This is a genomic window from Gammaproteobacteria bacterium, assembly GCA_016199745.1.
In the GTDB taxonomy this organism is placed as follows: domain Bacteria; phylum Pseudomonadota; class Gammaproteobacteria; order Acidiferrobacterales; family Sulfurifustaceae; genus JACQFZ01.
Genome location: JACQFZ010000014.1, coordinates 94,973 through 114,437 on the forward strand (window position 1 = coordinate 94,973; position 19,465 = coordinate 114,437).

Sequence of the window (19,465 nt, forward strand, 5' to 3'; positions counted from 1 at the left end):
TAGACCTTTTACCCAAACCGACCAAAAATGTCGCCTTGGGTCGCCTATGCCGATGGGGTAGCAAAACGTAGGCACCTTCGCCCCATTCCGACAGACATCATGCGTAAAATGCGGCTTTATCATCGAGTCCCAGGAGCCAGTTATCGTGAAGTACATTAGCACCCGTGGCGGCAGCCCGACGAAGCTCTTCTCCGAAATCCTGCTCGAAGGCCTGGCCCCGGACGGCGGTCTATATCTGCCCAACGTCTACCCGAATGTCACGCCGGACGAGTTAGGCGTCTGGCGCACACTGAGCTACCCAGAACTCGCGTTCGAAGTCATTCGCAAGTTTGTTACCGATATTCCACAAGACGACTTAAAAGCGCTGATCAATAAAACCTACACCGGCGCTACCTTTGGCAACACCAGCATTACGCCGGTAAAAACACTGGCGCCCAATCTGCATCTATTGCGCTTATCGAACGGGCCGACGCTGGCGTTCAAAGACATCGCCATGCAGCTGCTCGGCAATCTCTTCGAATACGTACTGGCCAAGAGCGGCAACGAACTCAATATTCTCGGCGCGACCTCGGGCGATACCGGCTCGGCCGCCGAATACGCCATGCGCGGCAAAAAAGGCGTGCGCGTGTTCATGCTGTCGCCGCACGGGCGCATGAGCCCGTTCCAACGGGCACAGATGTACAGCTTGAACGATCCGAACATTTTCAACATCGCCATCGAAGGCATGTTCGACGATTGCCAGAACATCGTGAAAGCGGTGTCGAACGATCTGCCCTTCAAGCGCAAGCACAGTATCGGCACAGTCAACTCGATCAATTGGGCGCGGCTGGTGGCACAAGTGGTGTATTACTTCCGCGGTTACTTCGCCGTAACGCAATCGAACGACGAGCCAGTCTCGTTCGCCGTACCGAGCGGTAACTTCGGCAACATCTGCGCCGGCCACATCGCCCGCAGCATGGGCCTGCCGATCAAGCACCTGATTCTCGCCACCAACGAAAACGACGTGCTCGACGAGTTCTTCCGTCGTGGCATCTATCGCCCGCGCAACAGCGCCGAAACGCAGGCGACGTCGAGTCCGTCGATGGACATCTCGAAGGCATCGAACTTCGAGCGTTTTATTTTCGATCTGGTCGGGCGCGATGCCGCGGTGATCCAACAGCTCTGGGCCAAGATCGATAATGGTGGCGCGCTCGATCTATCGGGCACACCGTATCTAGCACGGTTGCGCGATTTCGGCTTCATTTCCGGCAAAAGCACGCATGCCGATCGTCTCCAGACCATACGCCAGACTTGGGAACGTTACCGCGTCGAAATCGACCCGCACACGGCCGACGGCCTAAAAGTCGGCATCGAGCAGCGCGAAGCCGATGTGCCGCTACTGTGTCTCGAGACTGCCTTACCCGTTAAGTTCGAGCCTACAATGGTAGAAGCGCTCGGCCGCAAACCGGCGCGGCCTGCTGCCTTCGAGAGTATCGAAGACCGGCCGCAACGCGTGACCGTCATGCCAGCGGACGCGGAGCGTGTGAAACAGCTCATTGTCAGCACTTGCGCTTGACGCCCTACTTTCCTCCCTGCGCGTGCGGGGAGGGTTGGGGCGGGGGCGCTTCAGGAAGGACCCGTTGCATGCGCGATCAATATCTTTCACATCTCCGCCAAAGCATCGACCAAATCCGCGCCGACGGTTTTTACAAAACCGAACGCGTGATCCAAAGCCCGCAGTCGCCGGCACTTCAGCTGGCCAGCGGCAAACGCGTGCTGAACTTCTGCGCCAATAATTATCTTGGCCTAGCAAACGATGCGCGCTTAGTAACCGCCGCCAAAAACGGACTCGACCAGCACGGCTTCGGCATGGCATCGGTACGTTTCATTTGCGGTACGCAAGGCGTGCATAAAGAATTGGAAGGCGCGCTATCGGCGTTCTTGCAAACCGAAGACAGCATTCTTTATTCGAGCTGCTTCGATGCCAACGGCGGACTGTTCGAGACGGTGCTCGGTGAAGAGGACGCCATCATCAGCGACGAGCTGAATCATGCCAGCATTATCGACGGCATTCGTTTGTGTAAAGCCAAACGATTCCGCTACCGCAACAACGACATGATTGATCTGGCAGCGAAGCTGCAAGAAGCCGATGCCGCCGGCGCCCGTTTCAAGTTAATCGCCACCGACGGTGTGTTTTCCATGGACGGCGTCGTCGCCGATCTACCATCGATCTGCGAGCTGGCCGACCGTCACGGCGCATTGATCATGGTCGACGATTCGCATGCCATCGGTTTCATCGGCGAGCACGGCCGCGGTACACCGGAGCTGTGCGGTGTTAGTGGACGCATCGATATTCTCACCGGCACGCTCGGTAAAGCCTTGGGCGGCGCTTCCGGTGGTTACGTCGCCGGTCGCCGCGAAATTATCGAGCTGCTGCGGCAACGCTCACGTCCGTATTTATTTTCCAATACGCTGGCACCGAGCATCGCCGCCGCTTCGCTCACGGTGCTCGAGCTGCTGACAAGCCACGAAGGCGCGACGCTGCGTCGACGCGTGCGCGAGAACGGCGAGCAGTTTCGGCGCGAGATGACGCGCTTGGGCTTTCAGCTCGTGCCCGGACAACATCCCATCATTCCGGTGATACTCGGCGACGCGGCGCTTGCCGGTCGAATGGCGGAGGCGTTGCTCGACGAAGGCATTTACGTCGTCGGCTTTTCGTTTCCGGTGGTGCCGAAAGGAAAAGCACGGATTCGCACGCAAATGAGTGCGGCGCATACGCCGGAGCAGATTGAATGGGCGGTTGAGGCGTTTGCGAAGGTCGCCCGGACGTTGGGCGTAATACCCCCACCCTAACCCTCCCCCGCGTTGCGGGGGAGGGAATGAAAAACGGCGGGTGTCTGACGTTATTAAACACAGGTAGGGCGGGCAGCGCTTTTCTGCCCAGGCGAATTTAAAACACCGAAGCAACTTATTGCCCGTGCGCTATTCAAAGCTACGCGTAGGCAGCAACCCTACCCATTTTACGGCCCATTCCCCTCCCCCACGGTCGCAGGGAAGGATTAGGGTGGGGGCATTAACGAGGAACAAACCATGAAAGCACTCGCCAAACTCGAACGCGCCCCCGGGCTGACGCTGACCCGCGTCAAGAAGCCGGAAGTCGGTCACAACGACGTCCTGATTAAGATCAAGAAGACGGCGATCTGCGGCACCGACATCCATATCTGGAAATGGGACGAGTGGGCGCAGAAAACGATTCCAGTGCCGATGCACGTCGGCCATGAATACGTCGGCGAGATCGTCGACATGGGGCTCGAAGTGCGCGGCTTCAAAATCGGCGACCGCGTCTCCGGCGAGGGCCATATCACTTGCGGCTTCTGCCGTAACTGTCGCGCCGGCCGCCGGCATCTGTGCCGCAACACCGTCGGCGTCGGCGTCAACCGCGAGGGCGCGTTCGCCGAGTACTTGGTCTTGCCGGCGTTCAACGCTTTCAAAATTCCGGACGACATCCCCGACGAGCTGGCCTCGATCTTCGATCCCTTCGGTAACGCTACGCACACCGCGTTATCGTTCAATCTCGTCGGCGAAGACGTGCTCATCACCGGTGCCGGCCCGATCGGCATCATGGCGGTCGCCATCGCCCGTCATGTCGGTGCGCGCCACGTCGTCATCACCGACGTCAACGATTATCGACTACAGTTGGCGCAACGGATGGGTGCAACCCGTACGGTTAACGTCCAACGCGATAGTCTGCGCGATGTTATGAGCGAGCTGCACATGACCGAGGGCTTCGACGTTGGCATGGAAATGTCGGGCGTGCCGAGCGCGTTCGCCAATTTGCTCGAGCACATGAATCACGGCGGCAAGGTGGCATTGCTCGGCATACCGCCGGCGGAAACGGTGATCGACTGGAATCAAGTGATCTTCAAGGGCTTGGAGATCAAGGGCATCTACGGCCGCGAGATGTTCGAAACTTGGTACAAGATGGTGGCGATGCTGCAAAGCGGACTCGATCTGTCGCCGATCATCACCCATCGCTTCGGCGTCGATCAGTACGAAACTGCATTCGCAACCATGCTCTCGGGCAGCAGCGGTAAGGTGATTCTCGATTGGACAGCTTAGGTCAAAAAAAACTGCCGGCGACGGCACGGCACGCCGGTAGTTACGATAAAGCCGCACCGATCCCGCTGCCGTACCAGATCGCCAGCTGGATTTTGATGGGTGTCGGCATGATCGCCGTCATCGGTCTGCACTTGGTCGCCGCCCTGATCGCCGGGCTGCTGGTCTTTCAGTTGGTGCATATGTTATCCGCCGCCGTTCGCATCCCGTATATCGGTAACCGCTATGCCAAGGTGTTGTTCGTGGCGGTCCTGGCGATCATCGTCGTCACCGTATTGGCGCTTGCCGGTGTCGGCGTCGGCGTGTTCCTGCGCCGTGGGCCGGATAACCTGGCGCTGTTGCTGACGCAACTGGCGGTAATCATCGATGATCTCCGGCGCATCTTGCCCGACAGCGTCGTTGCATTTCTTCCGACCGATGCCGACGGTGTCAAACGTGCCATTGCCGAGTGGTTTCGCGAGAACGCCGTCGTAATTCGCACCATCGGCACCGACACGCTGCGGATAGTCGTACACATCCTGATCGGCCTCATTATCGGCGCCATGATCGCGCTACATGAAGTTACGCCGCGTGCACGATCAACACCGTTTACGCGGGCGCTCGCGCAGCGCGCTCAGCGTCTGGCGCTCGCCTTCCGCCGCATCCTGTTGGCACAGGTGCCGATCTCGGCGATCAACACCTTACTGACTACCATTTACCTCGCCGGCGTGTTGCCGTATTTCGATATCAAGCTGCCGTTTATTAAAACGCTGATTGCCGTCACCTTTATCGCCGGCCTATTGCCCGTGGTCGGCAACTTAATCTCGAACACGGTGATTTTTCTCATCAGCCTCACGCATTCGTTTGCACTCGGCGCCGCCTCGCTCGGTTATCTCGTCGTCATTCACAAACTCGAATATTTTCTAAATGCCCGCATCGTCGGCAATCGCATCAAGGCCAAGGCGTGGGAACTGCTGATGGCCATGTTGTTGTTCGAATCGATGTTCGGCCTGACGGGACTGATCATGGGGCCGCTGGTATATGCCTACGTTAAATACGAGCTCGACGAACAGGGACTGATTTAGCAAAGCTCGTTATTCATTTACTGGGCTCGATGACCGCCGTCTTTAACCCGTCGAGACTGACTTGGTTCTTCTCGCGCCAGTATTGAAGTAGACCGTCGCTGCCCTTCTTCTCCGCCCAATGTCGTAACAACTCGCGCTCGCCGTCGTAGCTAAACAGCGGTACGCCGAAGCCGCACGAGGTTTGCACGAGCTCGATCGATAACACGAATATCTGTCGCGCACCCGGGATCGGCTCGAACTGCGCCAACCAATGGTCCCATTCAGGATCGCGCGCGTGATATGTCTGCGCTTGGCCGTAGAGCCGTAATATCACCGGCTTGCTCTCGAACGCGCAGAACATGATCGTCATGCGGCGGTTTTCCAGGACATGTGCTGCAGTTTCATTGCCGCTGCCGGTGACGTTGAGCCAGGCGACGGTCGTGCGATCGACGACCCGCAACGAGTCCATCCCCTTCGGCGACACGTTGACCCGGCCAGCGTGCGGTGCGGTGGCCACAAAAAAAATCTTTTGCTGTTTAATAAAATTAGCGAGCTCGTCGCTGAGCGCGGAATATTGCTTTCCCATACTTTCCTCTTTTAGCACAGCTATTTCATGTTCATCGTATGGGCCGGCGTGGGAGAAGTCACGACGGCCGAACGTATAGCACTATCGATGCCAAGGGTAATGGTAAACAACGTTCGCCATGTCTTCCCTGCTATCGAGTTCGCCGGATTATCAACCCCCTTCGCTAACGACAAGGATGACTACTGAGCGCGCTCCGGTCGTCTGCATATAGGCGATAATGCGATGGCGGTTGAAAATAATGGTCGATTCTTATGAAGAGCCCGTGGAACAATCGGTGATGGCGCCAGGATGGTTATCGAACCGCTTACGTGCCATCACGCCGCTGCGCACCGTCGTACGTCAGGCACGCCATGCGATAGAACCTTATCGTGCGCGCACTTGGACGTTGCAGGGTCCAGTCGCGACATTATCGCAGCCGCTGCGCCTAATTTATGCCGGACAACTCGAATCCAAAAATTATCTTAGACATCTCGCGTTCCAGGAATCGGTCGACGAGCGCGCGCGAAACATGCGGTGGTTGGGGCATGCGCTGGGATGGCGCGTCGAAGATAACGACGCCGACTTAATCGCGATCGATCTCGATCGGTCGATCTATCGACAGTACTGCGGTATCGAAGAATCGCAACCGGAAGCGGGAATATTCTGCATTCCCACTTGGATACGCGGCAACATCGATGTGTCAGCGGCGGCACGCTGCCGGAAATTACCGGAAACCGTCCGCAGCGATTTGCGTCTGATCGCCCGAAACCGTCTGGAGTATCGCCTGACGCGGGAGCGCGCGCAGTTCGATCGTTTCTATCACTCCATGTATGTGCCGTACATCCGCCATGTCTACGGTGACCGCGCGTTCATGATGTCGTATGACGAAATGCTGGAGCAGCTGCCGATCTCCGAGCTGATATTGGTCCGCCAAGATAATGATGACATTGCTGGCCAGATTATCGTACATCGCGACGGCGTTGCAATCGGTTGGTCGGTCGGCGTAAACAACGGCGACCCGACGTTCGTGAAAGCCGGCGCATTGACCGCGCTCTATCATTTCGTACCGCAATATTTGGCGGAACAAGGATATCCGTCGTTCGATGTCGGTCTTTCTCGACCGTTTCTCAACGATGGCGTGCTCCGGTTCAAGGGAAAATGGGGCATGTACGTCACCAGCGGTCACGACAAGCTACTGATACTCAAATTCGCGCGCACATCGGCAGCGGCACACACGTTTATGCACCGCAATCCGTTCATCTATCTCGCCGATGGCCAACTGTACGGCGCCATCTTCATTACTCCCGGAGAAGAAAATCACCGACCGACACTCGAACGATTGCGTCGTAGCTACTCGATGCGCGGCCTTCGTTGTCTGAATTTATTCGCGCTGACCGAAGTACCGCCCGGTTTACGTTGGGTCGGCTCGCTGGACGACGTGCGCACTACCTAATAACGGGAGCTATCGACGCATGATTATCGACTTTCGAATGATCGACGCAAAAGCAATCGACGCCGACCTTTGCATCATCGGCGGCGGCGCTGCCGGCATAACCTTAGGACGCGCGTTCGCCGGCACCGATATTCGCGTGTGTTTGCTTGAAAGCGGCGGCTTCGAGCACGATGCCGATATCCAGGCACTCTACGACGGCAAAGATACCGGCTACTACGACGTATACGATCTCCAAAGCTCGCGCCATCGTCGTTTCGGCGGATCGACGCACGCCTGGGTCGGTCATTGCGCCGTGCCAACGGCGATGGATTTCGAACGCCGGCCATGGATCCGCAACAGCGGCTGGCCGATCGGCAAAACCGAGCTCGATCGTTACTACGTCGCGGCGCACGAGGTGTTGGAAATCGGCGCGTATCGCTATGACCTTGCGGAATTTCCGGCACGCGCGCAACGCACGCCGTTGTTCAATCGCGACAAAATCATTCCGCGGGTATGGCGCCTGAGCCCGCCGACGCGCTTTGGCCGAAGATATCGGCACGACTTAGAGCGCGCCACCAACGTGCGCGTATTCCTGCACGCTAACGTGGTCGAGCTCGAGACCGATGGCACGGCAACGCGTGTAATCGCCGCCCAACTGCGCACCCTGGATGGCCGACACGGGCGGGTGCGGGCAAAATATTTCGTCTTGGCGTGCGGCGGTATTGAAAACGCACGTTTGCTGTTGCTGTCCGATCGAGCTGCACATCAAGGGTTAGGTAATCGTTACGATATTGTCGGTCGGTATTACATGGACCAGTTGCGCATCCCCAACGCCGCCGTCGTCGAAATACGAAATCCGCGGCGCTTACGCATGTTAGTCGGCGATTTTCATGAAGACGGCGTGCGCTTCGAAACGATGGTGTGTCCCGCGGACTCTGTGCAACGGCAGCATGAGACGCTCAATTGGGGCATCGAAATTCTACCAATTGCCGAAACCGCCGCCTGGGCGGTGGCACTGCGCGGACTGCGACAAGCACAGCGCGAGCGAACCTGGCCCGATAATCTGACAAAGCAAGTGCGGACGTTAATCGCCAATAGTAATAGCGCCGTCATGGCGCTGATGCGACACCTGGCACGTCGGTCGTTCAGCTTGCTCGCACGTTGCGAAGTCGCACCCGACTGGAACAACCGCGTCACACTCTCGGACGAGCGCGACGCGCTCGGCCAACGCAAGATTGAGCGCTACTGGCGTCTCAGCACGCACGAAAAGCACACCACGCGCACCGCCGTGCGCGTGCTCGGCGACGAACTCGCGCGCCTCGGCCTCGGAAGCGTGCAACCGGCGGGCTGGCTAGGCACGGATGACGACATCTGGCCCAAAGATATCATCGCCGGACCGCATCATATCGGCACGACCCGCATGGCATCGGATCCTAAGCATGGCGTCGTCGACGCTACTTGCCGCGTACACGATATGGAGAATCTATATATTGTCGGCAGCTCGACCTTCCCTGCCTGCGGTTACGCCCACCCGACGTTGACCATCGTCGCGCTCACATTGCGTCTCGCCGATCACCTCAAAAAATCATTCGCCAGCAAACACACGTCGATGGATGCGCCGACGCGGACGACACCCGCAAACATCGACCTAAATTAGTACGGTGTTAATACGGCCAGCGCGCGCAACGAAATTGCGCTCGCGGCGCTTTTGCGATTGGCGCAAAATGGCGCGGCTATGAAAGTACGCGGTTTTATCTTACAAGCGAGCTATCGCGTTTTCTCCGACGTCGACGGCCGTCGCGCGCCGGTGGTGCACATCTACGGTCGCTTGGAAGACGGCGGCACATTTCTCGTGCGCGACTACCGACAACGCCCGCATTTCTATATTCGCGCCAGCGATGCCGAGCGCACCCGCGCACTCGGCGCGCCCGCGCCGCGACCGGTCGCCAAACACACATTCGACGGCGCCGCGGTCTGCCGGCTCGACGTCGAAACACCGCCGGACGTCCCCGGCTTACGCGACCGCTTGCATGCCGCCGGCATCGATACGTTCGAGGCCGACGTGCGTTTCGCCGTCCGCTACTTGATCGAGCGCGGCATCAAAGGCGGTTGCGAAATCGAAGGCACCGCCGTCCCCGGAACCTGCGTCACTTGGGTATTCGATAATCCGCAACTTCGCCCGGCGAATGTGCAAGTGGAACCGCGCGTGCTGTCGTTCGATATCGAGACCGATGCCAAGGGCGAACAACTGCTAGCGATCTCGATGTATGGACCCGAGATCGACGAAGTACTGATCGTCGACAGTAGCGATCGCGCCATGCCCGCCAACGCTACCCGCTGCACCGATGAGCGCGCCGCGCTCAATGCCTTCTGCAATCGCGTCGCCAAGCTCGACCCCGACGTGTTGACCGGCTGGAACATCGTCGATTTCGATCTGAGCGTGCTTCAACGCATCGCCACGCGCCTGCGCCATCCTTTCAGCTTGGGCCGCGACCCGGGGGCAATGCGCCTCCGCAAGGCCGAAGGTTATTTCGGTAGCGGCAATGCCGCCATTCCCGGCCGCTTGGTGCTCGACGGCATCGACCTGTTACGCGGCGCCTTCGTGCGCATGGACGACTACTCGCTCGACGCGGTCGCACGCGAAGTGCTCGGCGAAGGTAAAGCGGTCGCCGGCGACGTGCACGACCGTATCGGCGAGATCCTGCACAACTACCGGCACGACCTCGCCGCTTTTGCACTCTATGCGCGCACCGACGCACGCCTCGCGTTCGACATCGTTAAGCGCCTGAACCTGGTGCAGCTCACCTTCGCCCGCAGCCAACTGGCCGGCATGACACCGGACCGCGTGGCCGCGAGCATCGCCTCGTTCGACTTTCTTTATTTAACCGAGCTCGAACAACGCGGTTTGGTGACGCCGACCGTGCGCGCCGACGATTCACGGGTACACGCCGCGCAACAAGGCGGTCATGTGCTGGAACCGGTGACTGGACTGCACCGCAATGTCTGGGTATTCGATTTCAAGAGCCTGTACCCGAGCATCATCCGCACCTTCAACATCGATCCGCTGGCTTATGTTGCCAATCCGCCGGCCGGCGCCGATCTGATCGATACGCCCGGCGGCGCCTTTCACCGCGAGCCGGCGATCTTGCCGCGCATGCTCGACGAATTGTTCCCGCGTCGCGACGCCGCCAAAAAAGCCGGCGACGACGTTGCCGCCAACGCGATCAAGATTTTGATGAATTCGTTCTACGGCGTGCTCGGCACGCCCGCTTGCCGCTTCTACAACTCGGCACTGGCAAACGCCATCACCGGTCAAGGTCGCGAACTATTGCTGTGGTCGAAACAGTGGTTCGAAACCGCCGGCTTCAAAGTGCTCTATGGCGACACCGATAGCTTATTTGTTCATTCGGGCACGAACGATCCGAGCAAGGCGCGCGAGCAAGGGCCGAAGCTGACGGCCGCGCTGAACGACGAGCTTGCGCGCTACATCGACCGACGCTGGCGCGTACAAAGTCGTCTCGAACTAAAGTTCGAAAAGCTGTATCTGAAATTATTTCTACCGCGAGTGCGCCACGGCACCGGCGGCGCGCGCAAGCGTTACGCCGGCCTACTCGACACTAACGACAGTGACAACATCGAATTCGTCGGCATGGAAGTCGTGCGCCGCGACTGGACCGCGCTCGCCAAGCAGGTGCAACGCGAGCTTTATCACCGGCTGTTTGCCGATCAGTCGGTCGACGAATATCTGGCCGACGTGGTTAGGAAAGTCCGTAACGGCGACTTGGACGACGCATTGGTTTATCGCAAGAACCTACGTAAAGACACCGAGGACTACACTGCAACCACACCGCCGCATGTCGTCGCCGCGCGTAAATCAACGCAACCGCTGGGTCGGTTAATTAGCTACGTCATCACGACCGCCGGGCCGGAGCCGCTGGACAACGTGCAACATCCGCTCGATCGTGAGCACTACGTGACGAAGCAAGTTAAACCGGTCGCCGAACCGGTGTTGGCAACGTTAGGGCTCGATTTCGAACGCGTCATCGGCGACAGTCGGCAACTCGATCTGTACTCGCTATTCGGTGAAATGTAAGGCTCAACTCCGAATGGCAATGACTTAACGATTTCATTGCCCGTGATCCCCGCTCCCTCACCCCGCAAGCGGGGTGAGGGAATATTCGCTTGAGGTGGTACCGTTGGGATTAGCCCGAAGGATCCGGTACGAACTGGCCTGGGAACGGGTTGGGATCTTTAACCGGCGGCGCCGCGATCACACCACGCGCGACAAGATTGGCGTAACTGTCGTAATAAATTTTAATTAGCTCGGCCGATTGCTCGGTCGCGCGCTGAAATTCGGTGTACTGCACTTGCGAAGTTTCGCGCCGACCGTGCCCAGTTCCCAAGCGCTGCTCCGACTTCCGCCGCGTCGTGCTATCGGCGGTAGGCGCGGCAGCCTCGGCTGCCGCGCCACCTTCGTTGAGCGCTGCCGATGGCGCGATGTATGAATCAGAATGCGGCGGAGATGAGATAAGTGTAATTTTCGCGAGTTTCCACCGACTAAGGGGAAACGACGAGAATATATGATGAAAATTGCTATCTACCGCCACTTCGTCTGGTTTCTGCTAGGAACGCTCGCTATGCCGGCAGTTGCAACCGCCGCCGCCGTCTGCGACGCAAAAAGTGGCAGCACTACGGTGGCGCTGCTCGAGCTCTATACCTCCGAAGGCTGCAGCAGTTGTCCGCCGGCCGATCGCTGGCTGGCCGAATTAGCGGGACGCGGATTCGGCCACGATCGGGTTGTGCCGTTGGCGCTGCACGTCGATTACTGGAACGACCTGGGTTGGAAAGATCGGTTCGCGCAGGCCGCCTTCAGCCGACGCCAATACGATTTGGCCAAACGCACCGGTAGCCGTGCTGTCTATACGCCAGAACTCGTGCTGAACGGGCATGAATATACGCATTGGCGGTGGAACACTTTCGACGCCGATCTGGAGCAAATAAATCGTACCGCACCGCTAGCCGACATTGCGCTCAAACTTGAACGCACTGAACAGACGTTGCGAATTAATGGCACCGCCTCGGTGAAGCGCGATCGCGTTAATACTGGACTCTACATCGCAATTTACGAAAATAATTTGCAGAGCAACGTGCGCGCTGGCGAAAACAATGGGCGCAAATTAGAACACGCCGCCGTCGTACGCCGACTGATCGGCCCATTTCCGATCGATCGCACCGGTCATGCGCAACGTAGCGAGACGATTGCGCTTTCGGCCGAATGGAAGCTCGACGATTTAGGAGTGGCCGCGTTCGTACAGGACCTCAACAACACCGAGGTGTTACAAGCGCTCGCCGTTGGCGTCTGCCAATAACAGGTCATCGCCGATTGATGTCGGTCTACTTGCACGGGTGTATATTCGAGCCGACCTTTGGCGAGTCCTCCAATTAGTCGCAAACTTCTTACACGACCAAAAGGGTTAACTATGGAAACGCCTACCTCTGCTGCTAATCGTTCGCCGTCCGGGTTTGATCTATTGCCGCCGAATCCCACCCAACGCCGAACCCTCGAGGCCGTTTTAACGCCTGAGGAGCGCGGCGTCCTGCTGCAACATGGTACGGAGGCGCCGTTCTGCGGCGCTTTGCTCGACAACAAGCAATCCGGTTCGTACTGCTGCAAGCTCTGTGGCCTACCGCTGTTTCGTTCAGGTGCGAAATTCGAATCGGGAACCGGCTGGCCCAGTTTCACCGCGCCGTTCGATGAGACGCATCTGAAGTACATAAAGGATGCAAGCTACGGCATGGAACGAACTGAAATCGTTTGCACGCGCTGCGGCAGCCACCAAGGACATGTTTTTCCGGACGGGCCGCCGCCGACCGGTATGCGTTTCTGTATTAACTCGATAGCTCTTGAATTTGTCCGCCAGGGCGAACCGTTTCTCGACAAGCTCAACAAGACCGGCGAGTAAGAACCGTCTCAAGAGCACGAACGCCGCCGTGCGTAGCTCGGATTACGCTTCGCTCCATCCGGGCTACGGGTTTTGATTACGGGAATTAATAGTCTGTAAGGTTACGCGCTCTCGCCCGACCAACTCACGGGCCATTCATTAACCTGCTCGAGTACGCGGAAGCAGGACCTGGATGCCCAACGAGCGGATATGAAATATCAAGCGTTGTATCCGCCATTGGAAATACGAAGAACCTCAAGGAGAAGAAACGTGAACCGTAAACCATGGATAGCAATTTCGGCAACAACGATGCTCGCACTCTCGTCCACCACGGCGTTGGCGGAAAAAAACTCGGCAGGCGACGACAATGTTGGCGCGGTATACACCATGACCAACGCTCCCGACGACAATCAAATCCTTATTTTCAACCGCGGCGCCAATGGCGCCCTAACAGCAGACGGTGCGGTATCAACCAACGGTAAAGGTTCGGGTGGTGGTCTCGATCCACTCGGGTCACAACGATCGCTGGTGTTGAGCCATGACCAGCGTTGGTTGTTCGCAACCAATGCCGGCAGCAATGAAATTTCCGTCTTGCATGTTCGGCCGCATGGGCTCGAGCTTTCGGGTAAGGCCGGCTCGGGCGGCACCTTGCCAGTGAGCGTGGCGGTATTCCACCATCTCGTTTATGTACTCAACGCCGGCACGGCGCCGAACATTACTGGCTTTACCCTCGGACCCGACGGTAACCTAACGCCCATTGCCGATTCCACGCGCTCGCTCGGCGCCGGCGCATTTGCGCAAGTCGGGTTTGATCCGCGCGGTGAGGCACTGGTGATCACTGACAAGGCGAATAGCAAAATTCTGGTTTACACCGTGGACCGCCGTGGACTGCCGGCGACGAACCCCGTTGTCTCATCGTCGAATGGCACCACGCCGTTTGGCTTCACCTTTGATCGGCACGATCATCTGTTGGTCGTCGAAGCGGCCACTAACGCCGTGTCGTCATACGATATACAGCCGAATGGAACGTTGCAGGTCATCAGCCCGTCGGTGGCCAACGGCCAGCGAGCCGCTTGCTGGATCGCCAGCGACGGTCATCGCTACGCCTTCACCGCCAACCCCGGCACACAAACCATTTCGAGTTATCGCCTCGACGCTGACACCGGCGAACTCACGCTGGTGAGCGGCGCCGCCGGGACCGGCAATAAACCGCTCGATCTCGCAACCACCGAGAATGGCCGTTTCCTGTATGCCTTGGATGCGGGTAGTCTGCAAATCGACGCCTTTCGTATTGAGCACGATGGCAGCTTGACCGATCTCGGTCCGGTCGTCGGTAATTTCTCCGTGTTCGCGCAGGGCATGGCGGTGCGCTAAAACGTCTTGGCGACTCCCCGCTCCCGCCTACGGGAGCGGGGTTGGGGAAGAGGAAAAATATTTGACGCAAATTACCCCGAGGTCGTTGAGTTGACGTTTCAGATCGCCTTTCTACTTCAGCTGTGCCAGTGCGGCAAAAGGTATATCCAGTAGCACGGCATTCATCCATTTCTCATAACTGGCTTTGCCGGCACCGCTACTACCTTCCAATCTCATCGTCAGCACATATTTCATTTTCCCAAATTGATCGGGCACGGGAATATAAAAAAATCTGACAAAATTGGTCTCGTTCGTTGGGATTGTCATGCCGGCGTCGTATTTCCCGGAGATCTTTATCCGGGAATAGGAATAAGCCTTCATGACATCAGCCTTGTGCTGCATATCGAAGTTCATCAGCAAATATTCGGCGACCGTCGGGTTCTCGGAAATATCGACTCGCACGGAATTGTTGTCACCGGCGTACTTAATCGTTACTACCGGCTTCAACGCGTCGTCCTTGACCAGCGGCGGCGATACGAACTTTTGTGTTGGATCAACTTTATCGGTGCCATCAATCGCTGGCGCCGGCGGCAACGAGTGCCAAAAAAGCGTACCGATCTGATCCGGAGTAGCGGCAAACGCCGTACTGGACATGGAAACAAAGCAAAAACAAACGATGAACCTTAAGTACATATTCATGAAATCCTATTAGGCAGAAATAAACGGGCGCCGCTCATTGAGCCACAAGCTCAACCCGACGATTCTTCGCACGACCAGCATCGTTCAATTGCGAGGCAACCGGCGCATAGTTCGCAACACCTTTTGCCGCAAGTCGCTTAGCGTCAATCTTGTAGTCCTTCACCAGTGCGCCGACGACGGCATCGGCTCGTCGTTGCGACAATGCGATATTCGCCTCTAACGTGCCTTGGTTATCGGTATGGCCGACGATGAATACCGTTAGCGCCGAATTCTGCTTCAGTAACTTCGCCATCTCGTCCAACTGCGCTTTCGATTCGGGTTTGATATCCGCCTTGGCGGTGTCGAAATAAATACCGTAGAGCGCGACTTTGCCATCGGCCATTATTCCTTTGTGCAACGCCTCGGCGTTCACCGACACTTGATCTTGCTGCATAGCCGCCGACTCGATCACTTGCAGGAAGTAGTCGGAATCGAAGCCTTGATCGGCGAAGTAACCGCCACGAACCGTGAGAACGACGGTGACGTCGCCTTCCGGCCGCGATAGGCGCGCCAATAGAAAGCGAAACGGCCGATCGCTGTCCATGTTGTTCATGTAAAAGCTTCCGCCGACAAACGAGCGCGCATCGTCAGTCCACTTACGTGCATGCGCTGCTAATCCTTGCTTCGCACAAGCCATACCGTCTTCGCAGGCCCATAGGATTTTGAAATGCTGCTGCTCGAAGGCAAGCTTGTAGTTGCGATACACCTCCAAGTCACCTCGACCTTTGGGGCCTAAGTAGTAGTAGTTGTACAGCTTGCCTTCCATCGTTTCGGTGTGCTTATCCGGCAGCGCGATTTCGACTCGCTCGAAGTTGATCGAGCCATACTTATACAACACCGAACCTTTAAAGCGACTTACCAGCGGATGGTCTTTTGCCCCCGGCGCTTCTTTATAAAGACTATCGGCATAAGCGCCAGGCAAGGCGAACGCAACCATCAATAAAGCGGAAAAATAAACCGCGGTTCGTGCAACGGCGTAAAAAGCTTTGTTCATGTCTCCCCCCTTCTTTCTATTTATTGTCCATACCGGACAGGCAACCTATTGTCGTTCTTGCAGGGACCTGGCTCAAGTGGCGGGTACAGCAGGTGCATACCTATCGTCTATTGCACGGCTCAGTTACCATCGGCGGCATGTCACCCCCCAACGATAGTTACTCAGCAGGGATCATCACCGATGAAAACTATTCGCAACGTCTTTCGTTTGAGCTGCCTGTTGATTGCGGCAATGCTTACGCTCGACGCAGCAGCAGACGAGCCGGTGTTGAAACTGGCGAGTAACGGCGAGCAACTGGACTACACGCGAACGCAGTTGTTGAAACACCCGGAGACAACGGACGTATCGATCGTCGGTGATGTTGCCTACCATGGGAAAATGCATTATCGAGCGATTCCAATCGCAACACTATTGGCGCATTTTCATCCAGAAGCGGATGATGTCATTCAATTCGTCGCTACCGACGGTTTCGTCGCCGAGCTGCCTATTGCACCGCTGTTAAATCGCGACACCAACAGCGCCGTCGCCTACTTAGCGGTAGAACCGGTGGAGCAACCGTGGCCCGAGCTCAAACCCGGCGGCAAACAATCCGCCGGACCGTTTTACTTGGTATGGCTACATCCGGATCGTGCGCATATCGGCCGGGAACAATGGCCGTATCAAGTCGCCAAGATCGAAGTACGTGTGTCGTTGCGCAAACGCTGGCCGGCATTGGCACCGAGCACAACCGTACCGACGAACTCCGCTATCAACCGCGGTTTCAGCGTCTTTCAGAAAAACTGCTTTGCTTGTCACACGCTCAATCGCAGCGGTGACGCGACCAAAGGCCCAGATCTCAACGTACCGATGAACCCAACGGAATACTTTCAGCGCGACGCCTTACGTAAACTGATTCGCAATCCGCAGAGCGTGAGAACCTGGAGTAACTCAGTAATGCCGGGCTTCGATGACAAGGTTTTATCCAATCGCGATCTGGATAATTTGCTGGCGTATCTAAAACATATGGCGAGACGCAAAACGGCGGCGCCGTAAAGCCAGCTTGAAATAATCAGTCCAACTTCCCTTAGCGAACGCGCTGACGATGCGGATTTACAAGCCGTTTGTGCTTATATCCACCCCATGAATTGCCCCGACCTTTTCTTTTCTCCCAAGTCAGGGATGCCCGTCGACCCGAAGCTGGAAAAGAAAATACGGCGGAATACAGACCGCTTCGCCCGTCGGTGTTCGTGCGCAAATGTAGTCGTCGCGGCACGGCGTAGCGGCGTCGCAGGCACGCAATCCGGCCGGAGAAACGTGTGCCGCTAAACAACGCGGGAATGGCGTCTTGCGGGCGAGACATTCGTTGAACGGCTGCAGCTGAGCGATTACCCCGCAACGGGACTGCGCGGACGACGCGCCGCAACTCTCGGTACACATGCCGCCGGGGAAACCGACATTGTTGGTATTACAGACGGCGGTACCGCTGCAGGGCCGTGATTGCACGGCGGTTACGGCGTCGCGATGCGGATCGGCGTGCGCTGTCATTGTGCCGATTTGGCAGGGGTCGCCGACCTCGGCCTTCTGCGGGAGACAAACGCCGACAACGGCGTCGTCGACCGACGCGTCGTACGGTTCGCAGCGCAATCCGGCGACACAAGTCCAAGCCGCGAATCCAGGGTCGCCGAGCCCGCAGTGCGCCCCATAGCCGCCCGAATCGTTTGAACGGCGTTCGGCGAACGGGCGCGCGAAATCGGGCCGGTTGCCAGCGGCGAGATTTCGATTGAGCGCCGCGCGGCGTTGCACTTCGGCAAACAAGTGCGGCGAGGTTGCGACGGCAAGCGCGTTGCCGACACCGACGTCGGCTTGATCGATGCCCAATAAATGAAAGCCGGCGATCGTGCGTGCTTGATGGCAGCCCTGACACGTGAGGTCATCGAGTCGCCGTAGCAGCGCTGCCGGCGATCGCGCATATCGCAACGTCGCGAAATTTATGTTTTTGAGATCCACGGCCGTCAACAATTGCCGATACGGCCGATTCGCCCGTCGCGAAAGGCCGCGCGGTGTTACCGATATTGCGCGCCGCGCGGACAGCGCGTCTGGCAGCATTGCGCTACCGTCGTCGATAGCATTTAGGTTTTGGCCGATCCAAGCGATGAGCTGGGCCCGAGCGCGCGGATTAGCGCGGATCCCGGCAACATCCGGCGTACTGAGCAACGGCGCTTCAAAAAAAGCAGCGTTCATGTCCGCGCCCGGCTGAAAAACGCGTAGTAAATATTCCGCGTGACCTCCCAGATCCGGCCGCACGGTCGATGGCCAGCGGACGGACTGCATATTGATTTCGACGCGGGTCACGCTTACCGGCGTCAGCACGGCGTGCAACGGTCCGGACGCACGCATCAACCAGCGGCCCAGTTCGCTACCGGCCAGGTTGGCGGGCGCCTGCCAACGCAATGCGGCTTGGCGGCAGCTTTTTTGCGGATCGACCGACTTATCGCCTAACGCAACCGCTATCGTCATCGGCAAGCGTGAATGCACCAGCTCACCTTTAACATCGTCGGTGTACGCGAGCCGATAAATCAATCGTGTCTCGCCACAGGCAGGCGAAGTGAACGGCATGCGATCGATGCGATTGACGACGCCGATGAGCTCAAAGCGTGCAGTGTCGGCGCTGAGCCAGCGAGCGTTGAATAACCGATGCGGGTTACCACGAACACCGACGCCAAGCTTCGGATCGGCACGCGCCAGCTCGCGCAGATCGCGTGCGAGTACGGCAACAATAGTGCCGTACCGGGTTTTACGGTCGAGCACATGATTGCTCGCGCCGGCAAAATCCCGCCCACCGACGAGAGCGCCGAAGCTTCCATCACTTTCAGCAACAACCGCGAGCGCGGCCGGATCTGTTACTAGAACGATATCGTTGCTATCGGTCGGGCGCGGCGTGGCGAATGCCGACACGTGGGCGAGCATGGCGACACCGAGAGCGATTAACCGCATTATCATTTTTTGCGCCTGTGAAGACCGAAGCGGATTTCTTTAGGGGCAGAGCTGAATAGCGCTTACTTAATTGATTCACCGCCATAACAGCAGCGTTCCCTCTCCCGCAAGGGGAGAGGGAGTATCGGCGGATAGGCTTCGGCTTTTGCTTAAGGAAGCGCCATTCGGGACAAAGCTATTTAACTAGCTATTGCCGATAAAAAGAAGTCGGAATTAGCGGTGCTCCCGAATCACTTTTCTTAACCGCTCTGCTTCTAGACTAAAGTGTTATCTATCTCCCCACGCCAAACCGCTTAATGATGCAGATGAAAGGATTGATAGCTGGCGTGC

At 57.6% G+C, this 19,465-nt stretch carries 16 protein-coding genes; 11 read left to right on the forward strand and 5 right to left on the reverse strand.

The genetic code is table 11. The annotated features are described in order from the left end of the window. Positions 1–145 precede the first annotated feature (145 nt). The 4 genes from HY308_03295 (at position 146) to HY308_03310 (ending at position 5,159) form a co-directional block, all read left to right on the forward strand. On the forward strand, positions 146–1,555 hold the full coding sequence (locus HY308_03295) for a threonine synthase (GenBank protein ID MBI3897304.1): 1,410 nt from the start codon (positions 146–148) through the stop codon (positions 1,553–1,555). A gap of 68 nt (positions 1,556–1,623) precedes the next feature. Then, positions 1,624–2,832 carry a glycine C-acetyltransferase gene (locus HY308_03300; protein ID MBI3897305.1) on the forward strand — a complete coding sequence of 403 codons (1,209 nt, stop codon included), beginning with the start codon at positions 1,624–1,626 and terminating at the stop codon, positions 2,830–2,832. 237 nt (positions 2,833–3,069) lie between these two features. Then, the gene (gene tdh, locus HY308_03305; GenBank protein MBI3897306.1) at positions 3,070–4,098 is read left to right on the forward strand and encodes an L-threonine 3-dehydrogenase; all 1,029 of its coding nucleotides are present in this window, start codon (positions 3,070–3,072) and stop codon (positions 4,096–4,098) included. Positions 4,099–4,193: 95 nt separating this feature from the next. Continuing rightward, complete coding sequence (locus tag HY308_03310) at positions 4,194–5,159, forward strand: AI-2E family transporter (GenBank protein MBI3897307.1); 966 nt, start codon at positions 4,194–4,196, stop codon at positions 5,157–5,159. 13 nt (positions 5,160–5,172) lie between these two features. Here the strand turns inward: HY308_03310 and HY308_03315 are convergent, their stop codons facing one another. After that, a complete protein-coding gene (locus HY308_03315) occupies positions 5,173–5,724 on the reverse strand; it encodes a pyridoxamine 5'-phosphate oxidase family protein (protein ID MBI3897308.1) in 552 nt (183 codons plus the stop codon). Positions 5,725–5,962: 238 nt separating this feature from the next. Here HY308_03315 and HY308_03320 point away from each other — a divergent pair, with 238 nt between their 5' ends. From HY308_03320 to HY308_03330, 3 genes are all read left to right on the forward strand, one after another. Then, positions 5,963–7,156: a GNAT family N-acetyltransferase gene (locus HY308_03320; GenBank protein ID MBI3897309.1), complete on the forward strand. Its 1,194-nt coding sequence runs from the start codon at positions 5,963–5,965 to the stop codon at positions 7,154–7,156. Between the two features lie 19 nt (positions 7,157–7,175). Beyond that, positions 7,176–8,792: a GMC family oxidoreductase gene (locus HY308_03325; GenBank protein MBI3897310.1), complete on the forward strand. Its 1,617-nt coding sequence runs from the start codon at positions 7,176–7,178 to the stop codon at positions 8,790–8,792. Between the two features lie 78 nt (positions 8,793–8,870). Then, complete coding sequence (locus HY308_03330; GenBank protein MBI3897311.1) at positions 8,871–11,228, forward strand: DNA polymerase II; 2,358 nt, start codon at positions 8,871–8,873, stop codon at positions 11,226–11,228. Between the two features lie 109 nt (positions 11,229–11,337). On the opposite strand, the gene HY308_03335 is transcribed toward HY308_03330, so the two are convergent. Further along, positions 11,338–11,538: a hypothetical protein gene (locus HY308_03335; GenBank protein ID MBI3897312.1), complete on the reverse strand. Its 201-nt coding sequence runs from the start codon at positions 11,536–11,538 to the stop codon at positions 11,338–11,340. A 177-nt stretch (positions 11,539–11,715) separates the two neighbouring features. Between HY308_03335 and HY308_03340 the strand changes: the two genes are divergently transcribed. The 3 genes from HY308_03340 to HY308_03350 all read left to right on the forward strand — a co-directional run bounded on the left by HY308_03340 (position 11,716) and on the right by HY308_03350 (position 14,451). Next, positions 11,716–12,504, forward strand: a complete 789-nt coding sequence (locus tag HY308_03340; GenBank protein MBI3897313.1) for a DUF1223 domain-containing protein — start codon at positions 11,716–11,718, stop codon at positions 12,502–12,504. A 111-nt stretch (positions 12,505–12,615) separates the two neighbouring features. Further along, a complete protein-coding gene (gene msrB, locus HY308_03345) occupies positions 12,616–13,098 on the forward strand; it encodes a peptide-methionine (R)-S-oxide reductase MsrB (protein ID MBI3897314.1) in 483 nt (160 codons plus the stop codon). A 249-nt stretch (positions 13,099–13,347) separates the two neighbouring features. Further along, positions 13,348–14,451: a beta-propeller fold lactonase family protein gene (locus tag HY308_03350; GenBank protein ID MBI3897315.1), complete on the forward strand. Its 1,104-nt coding sequence runs from the start codon at positions 13,348–13,350 to the stop codon at positions 14,449–14,451. A gap of 111 nt (positions 14,452–14,562) precedes the next feature. Here the strand turns inward: HY308_03350 and HY308_03355 are convergent, their stop codons facing one another. Both HY308_03355 and HY308_03360 read right to left on the reverse strand, forming a co-directional pair. Next, positions 14,563–15,123: a hypothetical protein gene (locus HY308_03355; protein ID MBI3897316.1), complete on the reverse strand. Its 561-nt coding sequence runs from the start codon at positions 15,121–15,123 to the stop codon at positions 14,563–14,565. Positions 15,124–15,163: 40 nt separating this feature from the next. After that, positions 15,164–16,162: an OmpA family protein gene (locus HY308_03360; GenBank protein MBI3897317.1), complete on the reverse strand. Its 999-nt coding sequence runs from the start codon at positions 16,160–16,162 to the stop codon at positions 15,164–15,166. A gap of 180 nt (positions 16,163–16,342) precedes the next feature. Between HY308_03360 and HY308_03365 the strand changes: the two genes are divergently transcribed. Then, positions 16,343–17,194 (forward strand): cytochrome c, encoded by an 852-nt coding sequence (locus tag HY308_03365; GenBank protein ID MBI3897318.1) that lies wholly within the window; start codon positions 16,343–16,345, stop codon positions 17,192–17,194. A gap of 120 nt (positions 17,195–17,314) precedes the next feature. Here the strand turns inward: HY308_03365 and HY308_03370 are convergent, their stop codons facing one another. Next, positions 17,315–19,141: a hypothetical protein gene (locus HY308_03370; protein ID MBI3897319.1), complete on the reverse strand. Its 1,827-nt coding sequence runs from the start codon at positions 19,139–19,141 to the stop codon at positions 17,315–17,317. Positions 19,142–19,465: the final 324 nt, after the last annotated feature.